At 31.5% G+C, this 24,158-nt stretch carries 13 protein-coding genes and 1 pseudogene; 6 read left to right on the top strand and 8 right to left on the bottom strand.

Annotated elements, in window-relative coordinates:
• Window position 1: 1 nt before the first annotated feature.
• The 8 genes from ABY863_RS04110 to ABY863_RS04075 all read right to left on the bottom strand — a co-directional run bounded on the left by ABY863_RS04110 (window position 2) and on the right by ABY863_RS04075 (window position 12,538).
• Window positions 2–1,669 (bottom strand): alpha-amylase family glycosyl hydrolase, encoded by a 1,668-nt coding sequence (locus ABY863_RS04110; RefSeq protein WP_372792995.1) that lies wholly within the window; start codon window positions 1,667–1,669, stop codon window positions 2–4.
• 6 nt (window positions 1,670–1,675) lie between these two features.
• Window positions 1,676–4,051, bottom strand: a complete 2,376-nt coding sequence (locus ABY863_RS04105) for a TIM-barrel domain-containing protein (RefSeq protein ID WP_372792994.1) — start codon at window positions 4,049–4,051, stop codon at window positions 1,676–1,678.
• A 3-nt stretch (window positions 4,052–4,054) separates the two neighbouring features.
• On the bottom strand, window positions 4,055–5,023 hold the full coding sequence (locus ABY863_RS04100) for an alpha/beta hydrolase (protein WP_372792993.1): 969 nt from the start codon (window positions 5,021–5,023) through the stop codon (window positions 4,055–4,057).
• A gap of 3 nt (window positions 5,024–5,026) precedes the next feature.
• A complete protein-coding gene (locus ABY863_RS04095; RefSeq protein WP_372792992.1) occupies window positions 5,027–6,892 on the bottom strand; it encodes a glycoside hydrolase family 13 protein in 1,866 nt (621 codons plus the stop codon).
• A gap of 18 nt (window positions 6,893–6,910) precedes the next feature.
• The gene (locus tag ABY863_RS04090; protein WP_372792991.1) at window positions 6,911–9,217 is read right to left on the bottom strand and encodes a family 65 glycosyl hydrolase domain-containing protein; all 2,307 of its coding nucleotides are present in this window, start codon (window positions 9,215–9,217) and stop codon (window positions 6,911–6,913) included.
• Between the two features lie 6 nt (window positions 9,218–9,223).
• The gene (gene pgmB, locus ABY863_RS04085) at window positions 9,224–9,880 is read right to left on the bottom strand and encodes a beta-phosphoglucomutase (protein ID WP_372792990.1); all 657 of its coding nucleotides are present in this window, start codon (window positions 9,878–9,880) and stop codon (window positions 9,224–9,226) included.
• 3 nt (window positions 9,881–9,883) lie between these two features.
• Window positions 9,884–11,257, bottom strand: a complete 1,374-nt coding sequence (locus ABY863_RS04080) for an MFS transporter (protein WP_372792989.1) — start codon at window positions 11,255–11,257, stop codon at window positions 9,884–9,886.
• Between the two features lie 255 nt (window positions 11,258–11,512).
• A complete protein-coding gene (locus ABY863_RS04075) occupies window positions 11,513–12,538 on the bottom strand; it encodes a LacI family DNA-binding transcriptional regulator (protein ID WP_372792988.1) in 1,026 nt (341 codons plus the stop codon).
• Window positions 12,539–12,851: 313 nt separating this feature from the next.
• On the opposite strand from ABY863_RS04075, the gene ABY863_RS04070 reads away from it, so the two are divergent.
• From ABY863_RS04070 to ABY863_RS04045, 6 genes and pseudogenes are all read left to right on the top strand, one after another.
• Complete coding sequence (locus ABY863_RS04070) at window positions 12,852–15,767, top strand: SusC/RagA family TonB-linked outer membrane protein (protein WP_372792987.1); 2,916 nt, start codon at window positions 12,852–12,854, stop codon at window positions 15,765–15,767.
• An 11-nt stretch (window positions 15,768–15,778) separates the two neighbouring features.
• Complete coding sequence (locus ABY863_RS04065) at window positions 15,779–17,392, top strand: RagB/SusD family nutrient uptake outer membrane protein (protein WP_372792986.1); 1,614 nt, start codon at window positions 15,779–15,781, stop codon at window positions 17,390–17,392.
• Window positions 17,393–17,415: 23 nt separating this feature from the next.
• Complete coding sequence (locus ABY863_RS04060) at window positions 17,416–18,528, top strand: SusE domain-containing protein (protein ID WP_372792985.1); 1,113 nt, start codon at window positions 17,416–17,418, stop codon at window positions 18,526–18,528.
• Between the two features lie 10 nt (window positions 18,529–18,538).
• A complete protein-coding gene (locus ABY863_RS04055; RefSeq protein ID WP_372792984.1) occupies window positions 18,539–19,882 on the top strand; it encodes a SusE domain-containing protein in 1,344 nt (447 codons plus the stop codon).
• Window positions 19,883–19,999: 117 nt separating this feature from the next.
• The gene (locus tag ABY863_RS04050) at window positions 20,000–23,962 is read left to right on the top strand and encodes a thrombospondin type 3 repeat-containing protein (protein ID WP_372792983.1); all 3,963 of its coding nucleotides are present in this window, start codon (window positions 20,000–20,002) and stop codon (window positions 23,960–23,962) included.
• A 4-nt stretch (window positions 23,963–23,966) separates the two neighbouring features.
• A pseudogene (locus tag ABY863_RS04045) lies at window positions 23,967–24,158 on the top strand (hypothetical protein); the annotation flags it as partial.

Genomic DNA, 24,158 nt, shown 5'->3' with positions numbered 1-24,158 from the left:
CTTAATTTTTCTTTTCTAATAATACAATTGAAAATGGAGAATTTACAGTCACCATTCCATCTTTAACTTTTACCTCAACTCCTGAATAGAATTCATTTAAAACGGTTCCATCTGAAAAAACTGAACTTACATTTAACTCTCTTTCACCTTCATTTAATTCTAAACCAACAACAACTGAATCGCTAAAATTATTTTGCAAAAAAGTTCTTTCAAAAACATAAGGCGCCTCACTTATCATTTTATGAACTCCTGCCCCAACACTTGGGTGGTTACTTCTGAATTTCCCTAATTTTTGCCAATGTGTTAAAATTTCCTTTGTTTTATCATTATTCTCAATCTCATCCCAATTCATATTTGAACGTAAATTAGCATCTCCAACGGCTCCTTCAACAATTAAAGTTCGTGCAGATTCATCACCATAATAAACTTGAGAAGTCCCCGGGCACAATAGTAATTTTGTAGCAGATTCAAATGGTTTTGTTCTTTCTTTATCAAATGGTTCGCCATCATCATGTGAGCTTACATAATTCATAGTTCCATACCCTTTTAATTGGTCATTTAAAATACTAGAATACCTCGAAAATAATTCTTCATAGGAGTTTTGAGCAGCATTCCATTTAAATTCAAAATTGATTAAACTTCTAAATGAGTTGTCAAAATAATTCACTTTTCTATCTCCAAAATCAAAGAATTTTCCTCCTGAGATTCCATAATTATAAATTTCACCAACTAAATAAAAATCGTTGGTATCCAAAACTTTATCTGGATTTACTTTTTTAAACTCGGTAAACGCATAATCACATTCTGTACGGAAATCTTGCCAAACATCCTCTTCAGTATGCTTTACAGTATCTGCTCGGTAACCATCAATTCCAAATTCAGTAATATAATCGGTTAACCATTTCATTATATAATATTTTGGAGCTCTTGGATATCCCGTTCTTGCGAAGAATTCATCCAATTCTTTCACTTCTTGCTCATAACGTCCTTCTGCTTTCCATTTTTCAATTAGCTGTTTTGGCAATTCAACATTTTCTACACTTTCAGTTTTTACATCAGGTAAGTTTTTAACTAATGTGCAGGTAACAGTTGATTCATAGTCCTGATAATTACACTGCGGACCCGTTCTCACCCAATCATCACCATAAACTGGGTCGATTTCTGTAACTGGACCCGTATGATTAATAACAGCATCCAATACAATTCTAATTCCATTTTTATGTGCTACTTCAACTAATTCTTTTAAATCTTCTTTTGTTCCAAAATTAGGATCTAAGCTTGTCCAGTCTTTTGTCCAATAACCATGAAAACCATAAGTTGCACCAGTTCCTTCATCAACAGCTCCGTGAATTTGTTCAACAATTGGAGTCATCCAAATAGCATTAATTCCTAATTCGTTAAAATAACCTTCTTCAATTTTTTGAATAACACCTTTTAAATCTCCTCCCTCAAAACCTCTTAATTTTGAAACTTCTAGTGTTCTATTAAAATTAACATCGTTTGAAGTATCTCCATTCTTAAATCTATCAGTTAACATAAAATATACATTTGCATTTTCCCAAACAAAAGGTACATCTTGTTTTTTTGCTATTTCCTTTTTATCCTGATTTTTATCTTTACAACTTAGTACTACAAGAAATAAAATTATGATATAAATAAATTTTCTCATTACTATTTAGAATTTAATTTTTATTGATTTTTCTTTTGAATTATTAATTAAAACTGGAATTACCAACGTGTTATTTTCAGCATTCCAAGTAAATTTATAACCTTTCACTTTTTTAGGCTTTTTTGAAATATTATGAACTATTAAATTAATTTCTTTTGAAGAAAAATTAAAATTATTCCCTAATTCTGTTTCAATTTCAATAGTTAAACAGTTCTTTTTAAATTCACTTTCAAAATTGAAAATCTCATACATTCCTTTTTCAAAAGCATTTGGAGTTTCACCGTCATCATTGTACAATTTATCTTTACCTCCCGCTACACTTTTATCAAAATAAAAATGTAAATCAAACTCTTTTAAATTATAAGTTGAAGTATTTTGAATTGACTGAATCATAGGAATAAAAGCACCACCACGAACATATGTAGGAATACTTTCTTCATTTAATTGAATCACTTTTGTTTGTCCTCCTTCAACTTTTTCATCCGTATAAAAATTAAACCAATTAGAATTTGACGGGAAGTAAACTTCTTGTTCATTAGTTCCTTGTTCTACAACGGGACTTATTAAAAAATGTTCTCCCCATAAATAGGTTTTATCATAATTTAACAACATTGAATTTGAAGGTTGTTCAAAAAATAATGGGCGCATTAATGCTATTCCTTTTTGGCTGTTTTCAAAAGAAAGTGTATAATTATATGGCAACAAACTGTAACGTAATTCTATAGATTTTTTGGCTAAAGCTTTTGTTTTAGGTTCTCTAAAAACAGGTTCAGAAGGAACTTCTTCCTGTGCGTGAGGTCTAAAAATTGGTTGAAAAACTCCGTATTGTAACCAACGCGTATATAATTCATTATCTAAATTATCACCAGCAAAACCACCTAAATCGGAATGCATATACCCTAAACCTTGCATTCCCATTTGCAAAGCTATTTCCATTTGAGATTGTAATCCTCCCCAAGTTCTATTCACATCTCCCGACCACGGAATTAACCCATAATATTGTGATCCTGAATAACCTGCACGCATTAAAATAAACGGACGCTGATTTGGAAAGTCTTTTTGGTAACCTTCAAAAACTAATTTAGCCCAATTATGTCCATAAATATTATGAACCTCATCAGCCGTTCCTGTTGCGTGTAATAAATCAGAAGGATGAACTTCTGGCTCACCTAAATCTCCCCACCAACCTGCAACTCCATAATTATTAAACTTTTTATAAATATCCCAAAACCATTGTTTTCCTTCTGGTTTAAAAATATCTACAATTCCCGTATTTCCAAAATAAAAATCATATTTATAAGGCGCTCCTTGGTTGGTTTTCCCTAAAACATCTTTTTCAACAGCTTCATCCCATCTTTTTGAAGTTGTTAAAATAAAAGGTTCCGAAATTAAAATGGTTTTAACTCCTTTCTCCTTTAAATCTGAAATCATTTTTTTAGGATTTGGGAACGAATCTTTCTCAAATTCGAAATTTCCCATAGTTCCTTTCATTTCTTTTCCAAACCAAAATAAATCTAAAATTATGGCATCAACTGGAATTTCTTCCTCCAAAAATTTATCAATGGTATTTATAACTTCTTTTTGAGAATGATATCCAAATCTACTTGAAAAATTACCCAAAGCCCAACGAGGAATCATTGGTTGTTTTCCTGTTAAATTTGTGTATTGTGAAACTAAATCTTTCCAAGAATCTCCAGCAACAACCTGATATGTTTTTCTACCTGAAATAGTTTCGTATTGCAATGAATTGTCTTTTTTACTATCTAAATCTAAGTAACCAATTGGTGCGTTATCAAAATGAACAGCATATAAATTTGAAGAATACACTAATGGAATGGTAAAATTCATTAATTCTGAATGCGTTTCATAACCATAATGCGCTTTATTGTACAATTGTAATCTGTTCCCTCTTCTGTTCATCCCTAAAGCACGAGCACCCCCACCATATAAAACCTCTTCAGAAGTTAAGTTAAAATCTAACACCTCATTATCTTCATTTTTAATATATCCTTTTCGCTCAGAAATTAAGAACTTGTTTTTATACGAATATGAAATTTGAAATGGTGCTTTGGTAATAGTAACTGAAATTCCTAAAGTGTTTAATTTGATTTCATTTTCGTTTTCTAAAACTTTAAATTTAGCTTCAGTAGGTTTTAAAACAACAGCGTGAGAATTTGCATTAAAAACTTCGTCGTTTGGAATAAAAGACGTTTCCACAATTGTAGTAGAATATGGTTTTATTTGGTATAGACCATCATTCGTTTTTATTTCAATATATGTATTTTTAGCACTTATGCTTTGGTAAATTCTATCTGTATTTTGAGCATTTAAAAACGAGCCCAGTAAAACAAAAAATAATATTTGTAGTTTAAAAAATTTCATTTATTAATTATTTAATAAAAATTGAACAGGAATTTGAAATCGTAGATTCCAAGAATTTTCAGAATGGTCGTGACCTTCAAATTTTAAGTTTTTTGAATTTAATTCGTTGTAACCTTTTAATTTTAAAACCTCTTCTAACCCTTGCTGAAATGGTAAATAATATTCATCTAACGTGTTTGTACCATAATCAAAATATATTTTATGGTTTTTAGGCGAAGGTAAATTTTGTGCTAAATAACTAAAAAATGTTGCTGGAACTGGACTGTTTTCTTGTGGCATAAACCCAACCCAATGCGTTGATAAACAGGCTGCACCACCAAATATTTCCGGATATTCACACAATGCATACATGGATATTAATCCACCCATACTTGATCCTGCTATAAAAGTATCTTCAGGAGTTGTAAGTGTTGAAAAATTAGCATCAATAAATGGTTTTACTTCTTCAACTATAAACTTTAAATAGTTATCTGATTGAATCCCTTTAAATGCTGTTCCAAATTGTTTTGTTGCAGTTTCAAAAATTGAATCTTTAAATTTTTTAGGTAGTAAATCAAATGGCTTTTGAGGATAATATTCAGTATGTCTGATATCTGAATGATTCCACATTGCAACAACGATACAGTCTTTAATTTTAGCTGAATCAATTAAACCACCAACAATTTCATCTACTTTCCATTCTTGTTTATTCCATGTGCTTTCAGCATCAAATAGCATTTGCCCATCGTGCATATACAAAACTGCATATTTTTCGTTTTTGGAATAATTATTTGGCAGCCAAATATCAACAGTTCTAGGTCTTACATATTTTGAAGGAAAACTATCAATTCGTTTTATAGTTCCTAAAGATAAATTTCCTGAGTAATCTGAAATTTCTATATTAATAACGTCATTTACAACTTGTTGTTTCTCTTTACAAGAAATAAAAACTAAAACAAATGTAATAGCTAAGATACTTTTGAAGGCTTTCATTATTTACTTTTTAGTGGTTAAAATCACAACTCCTTTTGAATTTAATTTTATAGATTCTTGCCAAGTAAACTCATCATTTGAAATAATATTTCTAACTTGTTTTCCATTCAAACCAATTTCTTCAAATCTATTTAAATCTAAATTAATTGGAAATTCATTTTTATTTAAAATAATAGTTACAACTTCTTCATTTAAAATTCTGAATAAAACATAGACACCTTTTTCAGGCGCAAAATGAATTGTTTTCCCTGAATGTATAGCATCACTATTTTTACGATAATTTAATACTTTCTTCAAAAATGATTGCATATCTAATTGATCTTTTCCCAGTCCTTCTCCAGTAAATGCATTTACTTTATCATTAGCCCATCCTCCAGGGAAATCGGTTCTAATTAAACCGTGATCTCCAGGTTTAGCGGCATCGCTAATTAAAATTTCAGTTCCATAATACACTTGTGAAATTCTTGGCAATGCTAACAAATACCCTAAAGCCATTTTAGTTTTTACAACATCTTCATTTAATTGCGTAAAAATTCTACTCATATCATGATTGTCTGGAAAAATCATAATTTTACTCGGATTTGCATATGAAAAATCATTAGCTAAACCTTCATATATTTTTACCAATCCTTTATCCCAACTTTCTTCTTCATTTAAAGCGTCAACAATATTCTTTTGCATTGGAAAATCCATGGTTGAACTTAAATTTGATTTATAGCCATCTTTATTTTTTTTACCATCTTGCCAATAACCAACTAATAGTGGATTCAAACTCCATTCCTCTCCTACAATACTCATATTTGGATATTCGCTCATAATTGCTCCTGCCCAATTAGCCATAAATTCTTTATCTGGATAAGGATATGTATCTTGACGAACACCACCTAAGTCCAATGTCTCAATCCACCAAATGCTATTTTGAATTAAATAGGTTGCTAATAATGGATTACGCTGATTTAAATCTGGCATTGAAGAAACAAACCAACCTTCGCTCATTAAAGCTTTATCTTTTTTTGAAGCATAGCTATCTTGATTTGTAGTTCTTCTATGGTTTGTTGTAATAATATTACCTTCTAAAAACTCTTTCTGATAATTCACCCAATCATTTGTTGGTAAATCTTGCATCCACCAATGCCCGCTTCCAATATGATTTTCAACCATATCCATTACCAACTTAATGCCTTTTTCTTTTGATTTTGTAGCTAATTCAATATATTCATCCAAAGTTCCAAATCTTGGATCTGTCTTATATAAATCTGTCATTGCATATCCGTGATACGAACTTTGTTTCATATCATTGGTTAAAACAGGAGTTGGCCAAATTGCGGTAAACCCCATGTCAGAAATATAATCTAAATGATTGGTAATTCCTTTGATATCCCCACCATGACGCGCATAATCATCTTTTCTATTGATGCCTTGCTCTTTTAAACCTTTAACAATGTCGTTTGAAGTATCTGCATTTGCAAAACGATCTGGAGTAATTAAATAAATAGCATCAGAACTATTAAAACCTTCACGATGTTTGGAGTCTTTTTTTCGTGCTTTTAATTCATAATCTACACTAAAACTATTTCGCTTCCCTTTTTTTGAAAAATCAATTTTAAATTTTCCCTCTTCAGCTTTTGAAATATCTACTGTTAAAAAAAGATAGTTCTTGTTTTCTGTTCTTTTAACTAGCTTTAAATCAATAGCTTCATTATTTATTGAAGGGGAATAACTTGAAATATTTGCCCCATGAATTAATAATTCAACTTCATTATTATTCATTCCAACCCACCAGTTTGGTGGTTCAACTCTATCAATTTTTTGAGCATAGGTTGTTAAGCAAACAAAAAACAAAAGTAGAAGTAAGCGATTAATTTTCATTATATATATATTTTTGAATTAAATTACAACTGATTCATTTGAAGGTATTAAAACTTCTTGACTATTAACAAACATTTTAATCTCTTTTTCAGATTCATTAAAGAATTTACATTCAGTTTGACTCTTGTAAACCTTAATAGTACTTCCTCTAAAATTGATTGTAAATGAATACGATTTCCATTGCTCAGGTATTTGTGGGTTGAAAGATAAATTTCCACTTTCATTCACACGCATACCTCCAAAACCTTGTACAATAGACATCCAAGTTCCTGCCATACTTGTAATATGACAACCTTCATCAACTTCATGATTGTAATCATCTAAATCTAAACGAGATGTACGCACATATTGTTCATAAGCTTTAGGTATTCTATCAATAGAAGCTGCTAAAATTGAATGCACACAAGGTGACAATGAGGATTCATGAACTGTTAATGGCTCATAAAAATCGAAATGACGTTCTAATTCTTCTTTACTGAATTTACTTTCAAATAAATACATTCCTTGTAAAACATCAGCTTGTTTTATATAACAAGAACGTAAAATACGATCCCAAGACCATTTTTGATTAATTGGTCTTTCAGATTTTGGTAATTCACTTACTGGAATTAATTCTTTATCTAAAAAGTTATCTTGTTGTAAATAAACCTTGTGTTCTTCACTAAATGGAAAATACATATTATCTGCAACATTCATCCATTTATCAGTTTCTGTTTTAGTCAATTTTGTTTTAACCATAACTCGGTTAAAATCATCTTCAAACTGCTCTTTTACTTTATTTATACAATCAACCGCATATTCTATACACCATTTTGCCAAATAATTTGTATAAAAATTATTATTTACATTATTTTCATATTCATTTGGCCCTGTAACTCCTAGAATTACATATTGGTTTTTTGCTTTTGAAAAATTAGCTCTTTGATGCCAAAAACGAGCAACAGCAATTATAACTTCTAATCCATATTTTGGAATGTATTCAAAATCTTGGGTATAATTTACGTAGTTATAAATTCCATAAATCATAGCTCCATTTCTATGAATTTCTTCAAAAGTAATTTCCCATTCGTTATGGCATTCTTCACCATTCATAGTTACCATTGGATACAAAGCAGCGCCGTTTTTAAACCCTAATTTCTCGGCATTTTCAATAGCTTTATCTAACTGATTGTAACGATATAATAACAAGTTTTTAGCAACATCTGAATCTTTTGTTCCCATATAAAAAGGAATACAATAAGCTTCAGTATCCCAATAGGTACTTCCTCCATATTTTTCACCAGTAAAACCTTTTGGCCCAATATTTAAACGAGCATCCGTTCCCATATAGGTTTGATTCAGTTGAAAAATATTAAATCTGATTCCTTGTTGTGCTTTTACATCGCCTTCAATAATAATATCTGATGTACTCCAAATTTCTTCCCAAGATTGTTTTTGAAGTTTTAACAAATCATTAAACCCCATTAAACTAGCCTCTTTTACATTTTGAAGAGAAGCATCAATCAATTCATCATTATTATAATTTAAGGAACTTACGTAACTTCCAAACTTATAAATTGTAGCGGTATCACCTTCTAATACATTGATTTTATAAGTATATGTTATGGATTTTTCTTCAACTTTAGTTTCCTGTGATACCTTAATTTTTTTATTGTTTAACTCTAATAAAATTTCCATAGCTGTTGCCACATGGAATTCTGTTTTTAACGTTTTAGCATAAATACAGCCATTCTTTTCAGCTTCAACTAATTTTAATGTTTCCCAAAAATATTCATCATAGTTAGAATCTTCATTTACAATACCAGCATCTAAATATGGTGAAAAAGTAATTTCTCCTGAGAAATTTACTGCTTTCACAGTATATTTTATAGCTCCAATCTCATTCAATTCAACACTAATAAATCGTTGGGCTGTAACTTGAATTTCTTCTCCTGTTTGAAGTGTAGCGTTAAAAGAGCGACTTAACCACCCTTCTTTCATGTTTAACTCTCTTCTAAAGTTAGATACTTTACACAAGTTTAAATCTAAATTAGTGTTGTTAATTTGTACATGAATACCAATCCAATTTGGTGCATTCAAAACCTTCGCAAAATACTCGGGATATCCATTTTTCCACCATCCAACTCTTGTTTTATCTGGGTAATAAACACCTCCAATATAACTACCTTGCAATGTTTCACCAGAATAATCTTCTTCAAAATTGGCACGTTGGCCCATTGCTCCATTTCCAATGCTAAATAGACTTTCAGAGGCTTTTACATTTTCAGCTTCAAAAACTTCTTCAATAATTGACCATTCATTTGGAACTATATAATTCTTATTCATCTTTTTCTAATTAATTAGATTTTTTAAAAAATCAACTGTAAAGCCGCTAGTATCTTTTAATACATACGTAGCTTCCTTTAGTAATTCGGCATCACCAATTCCTATACTTATCATTTTTGCAGCATTTGCAGCTTCAACACCAGCAATAGCATCTTCAACCACAATACAGTTTTCTGGTTTCATCTGAAGTTTTTGTGCACCAATTAAAAATACTTCTGGATCTGGTTTAGCTTTTGAAACATCATTCCCATCAACAATAGCTGCAAACCTCTTTATCAACCCAACTTTCTCTAAAATTAATGGTGCATTTTTACTTGCGGATCCCAAAGCATATTTTATACCCTTGGAATCTAAATAATTTAATAACTCATTAATTCCAGGCAAAATTTCTTCATCAGTCATTTTATTTACATAGCCCAAATACTCTGTATTTTTTTGAAGTAAATATTTTTGTTTTTCTTCTTCAGAAATTTCAACCTTCCCTATGTTTAATAAAATTTCTAGTGATTTTACACGGCTAACACCTTTTAACAATTCATTTTGCTCTTCCGTAAAATCAAATCCTAAAGAGTTTGCTAAATTTCTCCAAGCCAAAAAATGATATTTTGCTGTGTCAACTATAACACCATCTAAATCAAATATAAAACCTATCTCTTTTTTCATTCTTTATACTTTCTCTGATTGATATGAAATTGCATTTTTGTCTGTAATTAAAAAATTACATAAACCTGCAATAATTAAACTAATCCCTGCTACTGTCATTGCATTAATCGCTTCATTACCTAATAATCCTGAGATAAAATTAATACCACCAACTGATGCTATAATTTGAGGAATTACAATAAACATGTTAAAAATCCCCATAATAACACCCATTTTCTTTGGATCTACAGCGCTCGACAACATAGCATAAGGCATAGATAAAATACTACCCCAGGCAAAACCAATAAGTACAAAACAATACTTTAAATTCTCGGGACTTGAGTAATACATTAATAAAAATCCTAGTCCACCTAAAAATAGTGATCCCATATGCACAAACTTTCTGTTGATATTTCTTTTTGAGGTATAAAACGTAAGTAACAATGCAAAAACCATTGAAGATAAGCCATAAACACCCATTGCAGAACCTACAGAATTTGATGATTCTTGAAATGATGTATTTGCAATATCAAAAGCTAAAGCTTGTTCTGAATTAGCCATATCATAAGAAGATTCAATAGGTGCAGGTGTTTTAAAAACGTGTTCAGTTAATGCAGGGTTTGCTAAACTCCACATGGTGAAAAAAGCGAACCAACTAAAAAACTGAATTACTCCCAATTTTTTCATAGTAGAAGGCATGTTTCCAATATTTTCTAAAATATCTTTTACAAATCGATTCTTTTTTAGTTTTTCTTTCTCAAACTCCTCCATATCTTCAGGAGGATACTCTTTAGTTGTAAAAACTGTAAATAAAACACTCGTTAAAAAAACAAATGCACCAATACCAAAAGCAACTTTTACAGACATTGGTATCACTCCAGATTCTGCTGAATTACTAACACCTAGCTGAGATACCATCCAAGGTAAATTACTAGCTATCCAGGTACCAATACCAATAATTAAAGTTTGAACAACAAATCCATAAGACCTTTGAGATTGCGGCAATTTATCTGCAACTAAAGCTCTAAAAGGTTCCATTGAAATATTAATAGAAGCGTCTAAAATCCATAGTAAGCCTGCTGCTACCCATAATATTGGAGAATGCGGAACTATAAAAAGTGCTATTGAACTTAATATGGCTCCAATTAAAAAATAAGGCCTACGTCTACCCCATTTTGGACTCCAAGTTTTGTCACTCATATAACCAATAATAGGTTGTACTAATAACCCCGTTAAAGGTGCTGCAATCCATAACATTGGAATTGCATCTTTTTCAGCTCCAAGTGTTTGAAATATTCTAGACATAAATCCACCTTGCAAGGCAAATCCAAATTGAATTCCCAAGAAACCAAAACTCATGTTCCAGATATCCCAGAAACCTAGTTTCCGTTTTTCCATATATGTAAAAATTAATAATTAACAATACAAAGCTTTATTGCTTTAATTGTTTGGTGTGAAGTGTGTGAAAATAGTACTGTAAAATTTCTTTTACGAAGCAAATATATAATTTAATTTTTAGTTTTAAGTTTTTTAAGAAGAAGATTTAAGGTTAAATATAATAAATATACGACTACAACCTTTGAGTTCTAATAAAAAAAATTTACTGCTAAATAATATTGAAATTAAAATTTACTCTACATTATTTAAAAAAACTTAATTAACTGATAAAGTAGACTTTCTAATTTTTAAACCTGTAGAAATTACAACCTTTTGAAAATCGTTAGGTCCTTTACTCTCAATTCTATTAATTAATAATTCTGCAGCTTGCCTACCCATTAAATCACCATGTTGTTCTACAGAAGTTAAAGGAGGATACGTAAATTCAGAAATTAACCCACTAGTAAAACCAATAATTGCAATATCATCTGGTATTGAAAGCCCTTTAGCTTTAGAAGCTTTTAAAGCAATTGCTGCATAAATTTCATTTACAGCTAAAATAGCATCTGGTGGATTTTTAACATTAATAATTTTGCCTATTTGTTCGTGTAAATCCTTAGTGTCGTCAATTTTGTAAATCAAACTCTCATCAATACCAATACCATTACTTACTAAGGCTTTTAAATATCCTTCTTTTCTTAATGATCCTACAGTAATATAGTCTTGTGTAGTTATTAATGCTATACGTTTTGCTCCTATTTCAACTAAATGATTTGTTGCTTTAAAAGCCCCTCCAATGTCATCAATTATAACTTTATCACAATCAATTTCATCAATTATTCTATCAAATAACACCAAAGGAAAATCATCTTTAATAAGTGCATCAAAGTGCTTATATATTTGATTTTCTTGAGTCTCTCTGGCAACTGAAACAATTAAACCATCAACACTTCCATTTGTAAGAACCGTAAAGTTTGATACTTCTTTTTCATATGATTCATTAGACAAACAAACCATTACGTTATAGCCTTTTTCATTTGCATATTGTTCAATCCCATTAATAACTGTTGAAAAAAAGTGATGAACAATCTCAGGAATTATAACACCAATTACAGATGTTTTTTGATTGCGCAGTTGTAACGCTAAACTATTTGGTTTATAATTATAATAATCGGCAAAAGCTTTTATTTTTCCTCTTGTTTCCTCACTAATCTCGTGGCTGTCTTTTAACGCTTTTGAAACCGTTGAAATAGATACTCCAAATTCTTTAGCAATATTTTTAAGAGTTATTCTTGGTTTCATATAGATTTGTTAATCGATTAGGTACAAATATAAAATTAATAAGGAAACTATACACTATTTTAAAGTGTAAGATTATTTGCTTCTTATTCAAATTTAACCTTAAAAAGTGCTATTTTAATAAAAATTAACAATTTAGTGAGAAAAAAAATGAATCAACTCTAACGTTAGAGTGAAAAAGTTATAAACACGAAAACGTTTGCGTAACATTTGAAATAGTGTTAAATCTGTGTTAACTTCTTAACTTCACACTGTGAAATGTAATAAAAATAGTACAAATTATTTAAAAACTTAATTATTAATTAACTTAAAATAGATGAAAAATTTCAAACTTTTTCTATTGACTGTTATCGTATTTTTACCACTTAGTTTGTTCGCGCAACAAACCGTAACTGGTAAGGTAACAGAAAAAGCCACCGGAAGTGAATTACCGGGAGTTGGTATTATTATTAAAGGAACTGCAAAAGGTACCGCAACTGATTTTGATGGGAATTATATCCTTGAAAACTTAAAACAGGGCGATGTGCTTGTATTTTCTTATATTGGGTTTACTACCCTGGAAGTAACTGTAGGTGCTAAAGCTACTATTAATGTAGCATTGGATCAAGATACAGAAACATTAGATGAAATTGTGCTAATTGGTTATGGTACAACAACAATTAAAGATGCTACTGGTTCAGTAGCCGCAATTACCGAAAAGGATTTTAATGAAGGTAACATTGTTTCTCCTGCAAACCTAATTACAGGTCGTGTTGCAGGTGTTAGCGTGACTACTGATGGTACTCCAGGTGGTGGTTCTGCGATAAGAATTCGTGGAGGATCTTCTTTAGGAGCTTCAAATGATCCTTTAATTGTATTAGATGGTATGCCACTTGCTGCAAGTAGTGGAGGGTCTAGAGGTATTTTAGCTTCTATAAATCCAAATGATATTGAATCATTCTCTATTTTAAAAGATGCATCTGCAACTGCTATTTATGGTTCTAGAGCATCAAATGGGGTAATTATTATTTCAACTAAAAAGGGAAAATCAACTTTTAAAGCTGAATACAATGTGAAAGCTGCTTTAAGCACACTTTCTAATAAAATTGATGTTTTCTCGGGTGATGAATATCGTGCTTTAATTGCGGATATTAGACCTAATGATGTTGATCAGTTAGGAACTGCAAATACAAATTGGCAAGATGAAATTTACCAAGAGGCAATTTCCATTGATCAATCTATATCTTTAAGCGGTCAGATTTTTAAAAAAATACCTACCCGTTTCTCTTTTGGACATACACAACAACCTGGTATTAGAAAAACTTCTAAATTTGAAAGAATTTCTTCATCATTGGCTTTAAATCCTAAATTTTTTGATGATCATTTAAAAGTGAACGTAAATGCAAGTTTAAACTATGAGTTTAATCGTTTTGCGGATGGTGTAGAAGGTGCAGCTTTAGAATTTGACCCAACACAACCAGTATATGATGCCGATTCTCCTTTTGGAGGTTTCTTTGAACATCATAATAATGGAGAACCTGTAAATGGAACAAGAAATCCATTAGCTAGTTTATTACAAAGAGAAAACAAAGGAGAAGTACAACGTTTTTATGGAAATGTAGAATTAGATTACAAGTTACATTTCTTTCCTGATTTAAGAGCCGTATTAAATATTGGATATGACAGATCTGAAGGTGAAGGATTTAACCAACTTTCTGATGAAAGTATTAATGGTTTTAGACTTTCAGTAGGTAGTCCATTTTTAGGTTCAAGATCAGAATATACAAGTGAAAGAGTAAATTCTTTATTAGATGGTTATTTAACCTATAATAAAGAATTAGAAAATGTAAATATTGAAGTTACTGCAGGTTATTCTTATCAAAAATTTGAAGGAGTAGATTTTAATACTGGTAATTTAATGGATCCAGATAGAGAATCTGATATAAATACACTAGCTGATATTGTATTAATAGGTTTATTCGGAAGAACAAATGTTTCATTTATGGATAAATATTTACTTACATTATCTTACAGAAGGGACGGAACATCAAGATTTAGTAAAGATAATAGATGGGGTAATTTCCCTGCTGCAGCTTTAGCTTGGAAAGTAAGTGAAGAAGATTTCTTAAAAGATTCTAATACTATTTCCAATCTTAAATTAAGATTAGGCTGGGGTATTACTGGACAGCAAGATATTGGACCAAGTTACTTATATCTTGGTAGAACTGTGATAGGATCATCTGTTTCTCAATACATTTTTGGAAACTCACCTATTAACGTAGCTATTCCACAAACTAGAATTGAAGATTTAAAATGGGAAGAAACTACAACATATAATGTTGGTTTAGATTATGGTCTTTTCAATAATAAAGTATCTGGTACACTTGAAGTTTATTTAAAAGAATCTAATGATCTTTTAGCTGAAGTTGCCATTTCAGATGGATCGAATTTTAGTAACTCGGGTTTTCAAAATATTGGAAAATTCACCTCAAAAGGTATTGAATTCTCTATTGGAACAGACATTATTGATAAAGAAGACTTAAAATTAGATGTTAATTACAATATGTCATTTAACCAAACTAAAATTGACGAATTAGCTTTAGAGCAAGATATTCGTGTTGGTGGTATTGGTGGTGGAACTGGAGGTACTGTTCAATTACACAGCCAAGGGTATGCACCATATTCATTTTATGTTTACAAACAATTATATGATGTTAATGGTAGCCCAATTGAAGGAGCATACGCTGATTTAAATCAAGATGGTATTATCAACGATAGTGACCGTTATATTTATAAGAAAAGAGATGCAGATATAAATATGGGATTCCAATCTAATTTAAATTATAAAGATTTTGATTTTTCTTTCAATTTAAGAGCAAGTATTGGAAACTACATGTACAACAACGTGAACTCTTCAAGAGCACAATACAATGGTTTACAACAAGCTGCAGTATTAACAAATGTTCCTAGTTCTGTATTAGAAACTAATTTTTACAATACTTCAGATGTTATTATTTCTGATATTTACATTGAAAATGCTTCATTCTTAAAAATGGACAATGTAACATTAGGGTATACCTTTAATGGTTTTAACAACCACGATACTTCAAGTATTCGTTTGTGGACTGGTGTACAAAATGTATTTACTATTACAAATTATAGTGGTTTAGACCCTGAAGTTTTTGGAGGAATAGATAACACAACATATCCAAGACCTAGAACATTTTTAGTAGGTGCTAATATTAAATTTTAAACGAAACGAAAATGATAACAAAATATTTAAATAAAATTTATTTTCTGTTAGGAATTATATTTTTCTTTAGTGCTTGTACTGATGATTTAAATGTACTTCCAACGGATGACGATGAATTCCTTTCTGAGGATTTCTACAACAATGCAGGTTCATACGAACAAGCATTAGCAGGTGTTTATGGTAACTTATCACTTACTGGAACAAGTGGATCTGGCTCATCTAATATTGCTGGTATTGATGCTGGTACTAGTCAATATGGACGTGTACTTTGGTACTTACAAGATTTAGCAGCTGATGAAGCTTTATGGTCTTATGAAAATGACCCAGGAACTAAAGAAATTCAACGTAATATTTGGACTCCTGCTAACCCAATTTTTAGAGGTATGTATGGTAGAGCTATGTTTTCTGTAGCACTAGCAAATGACTTCTTAAGAGAATCAACTGATGAGAAATTAGCTGAAAGAGGTCACACAAGTACTGTTGGAAGCGAAATAGTTGCTTATAGAGCAGAAGCAAGATTGTTAAGAGCTTTATCTTACTATCACTTAATGGATTTATTTGGAAAAGCGGCATTTGTTACTGAAGCGGATCCTGTAGGAACATTCCAAGCTCCACAATATGACAGAGCACAATTATTCAATTTTATTAAATCTGAATTAACAGACATTGAAGGTGATTTAAAAGCTCCAAGAACAAACCAATATGCAAGAGCTGATAAAGCTGTTGCTTGGATGATTTTAGCAAAAATATACTTAAATGCTAAAGTTTATATTGGAGTTGAAAACGATCCTGTAGATGGTGAAAATTATTATACGAAATGTATTGATAACTGTAACAAAATTTTTGGTGGCGGTTATGAATTAGCATCAAATTATCTTTTAAATTTTATGGCAGATAATAATTCCAATGAAGCTGGATTAAATGAAATTATATTTCCTTTAGTTTCTGATGGTGTTGTAACTCAAAACTACGGTCCAACAACTGTAATTATTAATGGTGAAGTTGGAAGTATTGAAAAAAATCAAGATGATTTAGGAGCTCAAGGCTGGGGTGGTGCATTAAGAGTGCGTAAACAATTTGCTGAAAAATTTATTGACCAAGGCAATGATGATAGAAATACGCTAATTACTGCAGGTAGAGATATTGAAGTTGTAGAGATAGCAGATAAAGATTCAGGTTATATTCTTACTAAATTTAGCAATAGAACCTCAACTGGTGCTGCAGGTTCTGATCCTACATATGTTGATACAGACTTTCCTTTATTTAGGTTAGCAGATGTATATTTAATGTATGCTGAAGCAATTATAAGAAGAGATGGTGTAGCTAATGGTGATGCTTTAAATTATGTAAATGACGTTAGAGATAGAGCACATGCTTCTCTTATTTCTTTAAATGATTTAACATTGTCATTTTTAATAGATGAACGTTCTAGAGAATTACATTGGGAAGCTCACAGGAGACAAGATTTAGTTCGTTTTGGACTTTATACTGGTGGAAATTATAATTGGGCTTGGAAAGGAAATGGTTCAAATGGAATAGCAATATCTAATCATATGGCAGTTTACCCTATGCCAAGCGAAAGCTTAGCAGCAAATCCTAACTTAACTCAAAACACTGGATATTAATCAACATTTAATTATATAAGATTATGAAAAATATATTTAAAGTACTGTTTCTATCAATCCTTTTGGTTACAATAGCCTCTTGTGATAATGAAGATACAGTGCAATTAACCTTAGCTCCACAGGGAAGTGGGGTAATAACAGAACCTGCTCAGGGTACAACAATTGTACTAAACCCTGAAGAAAGTCAATTAAATCCTGCATTAACCATTAATTGGACTTCATCTAGTTATGGTACACCTACAGAAATTACTTACAATGTAGAAGTAGCACTTACAGGAACTGATTTTGCAGAACCTTTTTTAGCTGCTTCAACAGTAAACAGATATGTAACTTGGAATATTGGAGAATTAAACAGTATTGCAGTAAGTGCAGGCTTGTCTCCTTTTGTTGAAGGTGAAATGGATATAAGAATAGTTTCAACTGTTGGAACAACTGGTAGTTTAGTTCAAATATCAGATGTTGTTATCATATTTGTAACACCTTTTACAACAGATTTACCAAAAATTGCAGTTCCTGGAAACCACCAAGGTTGGGATCCTGGAACAGCTCAATTATTAGCTTCTTCAGGTTTTGGAGAAACTGATTATGAAGGCTATGTTTGGTTAGATGGTGAATTTAAGTTTTTAGCACCTAATGAAACTGGAGGTTTTTTCTGGGGGAATACAGATTGGGGTAATGCAGGAGCTATACCAACTGCTGATGAGGAAACTGGAGTAATATCTGGAGACCTTGAAGACGTTGCTGATGGTGAAGTTAACTGTCTTGCAGATCCTGCTGGTTATTATTTTGTAGAAGCTGATACTGATTTATTAACGTATTCTTTGACTCCTATTAGCTGGGGACTTATTGGAAATGCAACTCCAACGGGATGGGATTCTGACACTGATATGATTTACGATCCAGAAACCAGAACACTTAAACTTACAATAGACTTAACACAACAAGATGCTCCTGATAATGGAATAAAATTTAGAGCAAATGATAGTTGGGATCTAAATTTAGGTGATAATGGGGCAGATGGAACCTTAGAAAAAAGTGGAGCAAATATTGGAGTGCCTTCAGATGGTAACTATACTGTAACTTTAGATTTAAGTAATCCTAGAGAATATACGTATTCATTAGTTAAAAACAATTAAACTTATAACCATGAAATATATATATAAATTATTAATGCTTTCATTTTTTATCATAGGAATTACTTCCTGTGATGAAAATGAGAACTTTGAGATATTAGCTCCACAAGGAGGTATCACAATTAACAGCCCAATTGATGGCTCTTCTATTTCTCTAATTGATACAAATGTTGCTAATCCAGCTTTAACAATAAGTTGGACATCAAATGATCTAGAAGGTACTGGAGCTATCTATACTGTTGAAACAGCCATTTTAGGTACCGATTTTGAAGTACCATTTGTAATTGGAACTACAGAAGCTACTTCTATTAATTTCACAGTTGAAGAATTAAATACATTAGCGTTAGATGTACTAGAAATAGTAGGTGATACAGAAGCTGGTATAGATATTAGAGTATCTTCAAACGGTGTAGTTTCACAAACAATTTCTGTATTATTAACACCTTACAAAGTAGAATTTACAGAATTTTATATCGTTGGTAATATTACAGATCCGCAATGGTCTCCTGCTGACGCTTTAGCTATGACAAACATTGGATTTAATGAATTCGAATTAACGCTTGATCTTGCAGATGGAGCTGAATTTAAATTCTTACCTACCAATATTGATTATACTGGAGATTTCGGTGAAGATCCTGATAATGCCGGTAATTTAATTGAAGATGGTGAACAAAACCTTGCTGGTTATGCAGCTGGTACCTATAAAATATATGTGAATTTAAATACATTTATTTTTACTCTTGAAGAAATTTTAGATATGCCAAGACTTGCAGTCCCTGGAAATCACCAAGGATGGTCGCCTAGCACTGCACCACAATTATCTGCTTCTACACTTTCTACAACAGATTATGAAGGGTATGTATGGCTAGATGGTGAACATAAATTTGTTGGACCAGATGCTGAAGGAATTTTCGATTGGAATGCTGGACCTGACTATGGTGATGATAGTTCTTTTACTGGTATTTTAAAAGAACAAGATGAAGTGAACTGTACTGCAACAGCTGGTTACTATTTTATACAAGCAGATACAGATGCACTTACTTATTCAGAAACTGAAGTTCTATGGGGAATTATTGGAAGTGCTACTCCAGGAGATTGGACAACAGATACAGATTTAATTTATGATCCTGCAACAAAAACGCTTACAGCAGACATGGATTTAATTGGAGGAGGTGCATTTAAATTTAGAGGTAATAATGAATGGGATAATGGTTTTGACCTTGGAAATGTTGATAGTAATGGATACCTACAAAATGGAGGAGATCTTACTTTTGACGGAGTGGATGGAAACTACCATGTTGTGCTAGATTTAAGTAACCCTAGAGCATATACTTATAGTATAACTCCAAATTCTTAAAATTAATTAAAATAGAGCTATAAACTAGCCAGTATTTTAATACTTTAACTTTTTGCTATGAACCGGTTTATTTAATGATTCCGGTTCATTGCATTTAGTACTTTAATAAACATACCCATGAAAACAAAACTACTTATATTACTTTTTTTGCTTCCTATACTTGCTTTTTCGCAAGTTACAACAAGCCCATCAATACCAACAGCTAATGATGCTATTACAATAACATTTGATGCTACTAATACTCCATTATTTAATTACACAGGTACTATTTATGCCCATACTGGTGTCACTTTAAATGGGGTTCCATGGCAAAATGTAATAGGAACTTGGGGTGTTAATACTACACAACCACAACTTACAAGAGATGGTTCAAATTCTAATATATATACATTACTAATAACTCCTGATGTTTTAACATTTTATGGTGTCACTTCAGGTACTGTAAGTGAGTTAAATTTAGTTTTTAGAGCTTCTGCAGGATCTCCTCAATCAGCTGATATTTTTGTGCCAATTTATGCAGCAGGTTTAAATGTAGCATTTACAAGCCCTGCAGATCAAAGTGCTTATAGCTTAAACGACGAAATAACAATTACTGCAGAATCTTCTATAATTGCTGATTTGCAAATTCTAGTAAACGATATTTCACAACAAACAGCTATAAACAATACAACAATTTCAACTTCATATACCTTAACTGCTTCAGGAACACAAACTTTAAAAGCCATTGCAACTGCTAATGGTGAAACAAAAGAAACAACAATATCTGTTTATGTAAAAACAGCTACACAAACAGCTACACAACCTACAGGATTAAAATATGGTATTAATAAAAATCCTGACAATTCAGTTACTTTTCTATTAAAAGCACCTCTAAAAACAGATGTGCTTATTTTAGGTGATTTTAACAACTGGACATTAAATGCAGCATACCAACTATTTAAAGATGGCGAAGATTTTTGGCTTACGGTTCCAGGTTTAGATATTGACACTGAATATGCTTACCAGTATTTAATAGATTATGATATTAAAGTTGCTGATCCTTATTCTGAAAAAATATTAGACCCTTGGACAGATCAATACATTAGTAATGCAAATTACCCAAATCTTAAAGATTATCCTACAAATTTAACAACAGGATATGTATCAACTTTCTTAATTAACGAACCTACTTATAATTGGAATGTAGCTGATTTTGTAAAACCAGCTCAGGATAATTTAATAATTTACGAATTACACCTAAGAGATTTTACGGAATCTGATTCATATACAGAAGCATTAACACATTTAGATTATTTAGAAACTTTAGGTGTAAATGCAATTGAATTAATGCCAATTAATGAGTTTGAAGGTGCTGATAGTTGGGGTTATAATCCTGCACTATATATGGCTTTAGATAAAGCTTATGGAACAAAAAACGCTTTCAAAACTTTTGTTGATGCTTGTCACGAAAGAGGAATTGCAGTATTGGCAGATGTGGTTTTTAATCACTCATTTGGTCAATCACCAATGGTTCAAATGTATTGGAATAGTATAGATAATAAACCTGCTGCGGATAATCCATGGTATAATGAACAAAGTAACTTTGAAAACCCCGATGCACAATGGGGTTATGATTTCAACCATGAATCATCTTATACAACTTCTTTCTTTAATGATGTTTTATCCTATTGGATGAATGAATATAAAATTGATGGTTTTAGATTCGATTTTACGAAAGGTTTTTCAAACACTCCTCATTATGTTGATACTGATAGCTGGGGGGGGATCTATGATCAATCTAGAATTGATATTTTAGAAGCTTATGCAGACCATGTTTGGAGCAATAATCCAGCCAACAAACCATATGTTATTTTTGAACATTTAGCTGATAATTCAGAAGAAACCGTTTTAGCAAACTATGGTATTATGCTTTGGGGAAATATGAATTATAATTACAATCAAAATACGATGGGTTTTAGCACTGGCTCAGATATCTCTTGGATTTCCTACCAAAATAGAAGTTGGAACAACCCAAATGTAGTTGGTTATATGGAAAGCCATGATGAAGAACGCTTAATGTACAAAAACCTAACATATGGTAATAGTACTAATCCTGCTTATGATGTTAAAGATTTAAATATTGCACTATCTAGACAAGAATTAGCAGGTGTGTTTTTCTTTACTATTCCTGGACCAAAAATGATATGGCAATTTGGAGAACTTGGTTATGATGTTAGTATTAATGATCCAGGAAGAGTTGATAGAAAGCCAATTCATTGGGAATATTTTGATGATGCTAACAGAAAAAAAATATACGACACTTGGGCTAAACTTATTCAATTTAAAAAAGAACAGCCTGTTTTTAACACAAATAATTACAGCTTAAACGTTGGTGGTTTAACAAAATCAATCGTCTTAAGAGATGCAACTATGGATGTTGTAATTATTGGAAATTTTGATGTAACCAATAAATCTATAACTACTCCATTTACACAAACAGGAATTTGGTATGAGTTTTATACTGGAACCGTTAAAAATGTAACAAATATTTCAGAGTCAATTGCATTAAACCCTGGTGAATATAGATTATATTCAACTATTGATTTGTCAAATACAGATACCGATGGAGATGGTATTCTTGATAGTGTTGATAATTGTCCAACTTTCGCAAACGCAGATCAAGCTGATGCTGATGGAGATGGTGTAGGAGATTTATGTGATCTTTGTCCAGGTTCAGATGATGCAATTGATGCTGATAACGATGGAATTCCTGATGGATGTGATGTTTGTCCGAGTTCAGATGATACAATAGATACCGATGGTGATGGAATTCCTGATGGATGTGATAATTGTCCAACTACAGCAAATTTAGATCAATTAGATACAGATGGTGATGGTATTGGAGATGTTTGTGATGTTTGTCCAGGTTCAGATGATGCAATTGATGCTGATAACGATGGAATTCCAGATGGCTGTGATGTTTGTCCAGGTTCAGATGATGCAATAGATACAGATGGTGATGGTATTCCTGATGGATGCGATAATTGTCCAACTACAGCAAATTTAGACCAATTAGATACAGATGGTGATGGCATTGGAGATGTTTGTGACAATTGTTTGACTATAGCAAATCCAGATCAATTAGATACAGATAATGATGGCGAAGGAGATGTGTGTGATACAACACCAACAGGAGATAATGATAATGATGGAGTTGATAATGCAATTGATAACTGTATAAATACTGCAAACTCAGACCAATTAGATACAGATAATGATGGAGAAGGAGATGTTTGTGATGCAACACCAACTGGAGATGAAGATAATGATGGGGTTGACAATGCGGTTGATCTTTGTTCTGGAACAACAGCTGGTGCAATGGTAAATGCCTCAGGTTGTTTTACCTTACTGCCAAATAATTTTAGTATAGAAGTTACCAGTGAAACTTGTCCAAATAAAAATAACGGACAAATTTCAATTTCTGCAGCAGCATCTTATACATATACAACAACAATTAATGGTGTTAATTATACCTTTAACAATACGAATGGTGTTTTAGCTACAGATTTACCTCCAGCTATTTATACGGTTTGTATTTCTATTACGGGAGAAACATTTGTACAATGTTTTGATGTAGAGGTTATAGCAGGTGAAGTAATTGTAGCAGATGCAACTATAGTATTTAACAAAGCTTCTATAAATATTAAAACAGGAACGGCTCCTTATACTGTTTATGTAAATGGAGAAAAGAGTTTTATAACAAGTTCTCCACTATTTAATGTTGCTATAAAACATGGAGATTTAATTGAAGTAAAAACAGCTAAATCTTGTGAAGGAGTTTATTCAAAAGCAATAGAATTGTTAGATGGAATAATAGCTTACCCGAATCCGAGTAATGGGGCTTTTGAAATTTCATTACCCGTATTACAAAAAGAAGTAATTATTGAATTATATAGTATACAATCTCAATTAATTTCAATAAAAACATATCCAATTTTATATGGTAAAGTTCAATTAAATCTTGAAAATCAGCCAGCAGGAATTTATATTGTAAAAGTACAGCTAAATAGTCCTGTAACTTTGAAAATATTAAAACAATAATACGATGAAAAAAATAATATATACCCTAGCATTAAGTTCATTGATATGGTCTTGCGGAGGCGGAGGTGGAGATACACCTCCACCAGCTGTAAACAATGCCCCAACAGTTCCAACATTGGTCTATCCAACAAATAATTTGTTGTGTATAGATAATGTATTAGATTTTGATTGGAATGCTTCAACAGACCCAGATAAC

This window comes from Lutibacter sp., assembly GCF_041562875.1.
GTDB lineage: Bacteria > Bacteroidota > Bacteroidia > Flavobacteriales > Flavobacteriaceae > Lutibacter.
This window is presented reverse-complemented; position numbering and strand designations above follow the sequence as displayed.

Bases quoted from the DNA above. Each gene is read 5' to 3' on its own strand.
- ABY863_RS04075 (WP_372792988.1), bottom strand. From the start codon at position 12,538: ATGAAACCAAGAATAACTCTTAAAAATATTGCTAAAGAATTTGGAGTA.
- pgmB (WP_372792990.1), bottom strand. From the start codon at position 9,880: ATGAAAAAAGAGATAGGTTTTATATTTGATTTAGATGGTGTTATAGTT.
- ABY863_RS04065 (WP_372792986.1), top strand. From the start codon at position 15,779: ATGATAACAAAATATTTAAATAAAATTTATTTTCTGTTAGGAATTATA.
- ABY863_RS04080 (WP_372792989.1), bottom strand. From the start codon at position 11,257: ATGGAAAAACGGAAACTAGGTTTCTGGGATATCTGGAACATGAGTTTT.
- ABY863_RS04105 (WP_372792994.1), bottom strand. From the start codon at position 4,051: ATGAAATTTTTTAAACTACAAATATTATTTTTTGTTTTACTGGGCTCG.
- ABY863_RS04110 (WP_372792995.1), bottom strand. From the start codon at position 1,669: ATGAGAAAATTTATTTATATCATAATTTTATTTCTTGTAGTACTAAGT.
- ABY863_RS04100 (WP_372792993.1), bottom strand. From the start codon at position 5,023: ATGAAAGCCTTCAAAAGTATCTTAGCTATTACATTTGTTTTAGTTTTT.
- ABY863_RS04095 (WP_372792992.1), bottom strand. From the start codon at position 6,892: ATGAAAATTAATCGCTTACTTCTACTTTTGTTTTTTGTTTGCTTAACA.
- ABY863_RS04060 (WP_372792985.1), top strand. From the start codon at position 17,416: ATGAAAAATATATTTAAAGTACTGTTTCTATCAATCCTTTTGGTTACA.
- ABY863_RS04070 (WP_372792987.1), top strand. From the start codon at position 12,852: ATGAAAAATTTCAAACTTTTTCTATTGACTGTTATCGTATTTTTACCA.
- ABY863_RS04090 (WP_372792991.1), bottom strand. From the start codon at position 9,217: ATGAATAAGAATTATATAGTTCCAAATGAATGGTCAATTATTGAAGAA.
- ABY863_RS04050 (WP_372792983.1), top strand. From the start codon at position 20,000: ATGAAAACAAAACTACTTATATTACTTTTTTTGCTTCCTATACTTGCT.
- ABY863_RS04055 (WP_372792984.1), top strand. From the start codon at position 18,539: ATGAAATATATATATAAATTATTAATGCTTTCATTTTTTATCATAGGA.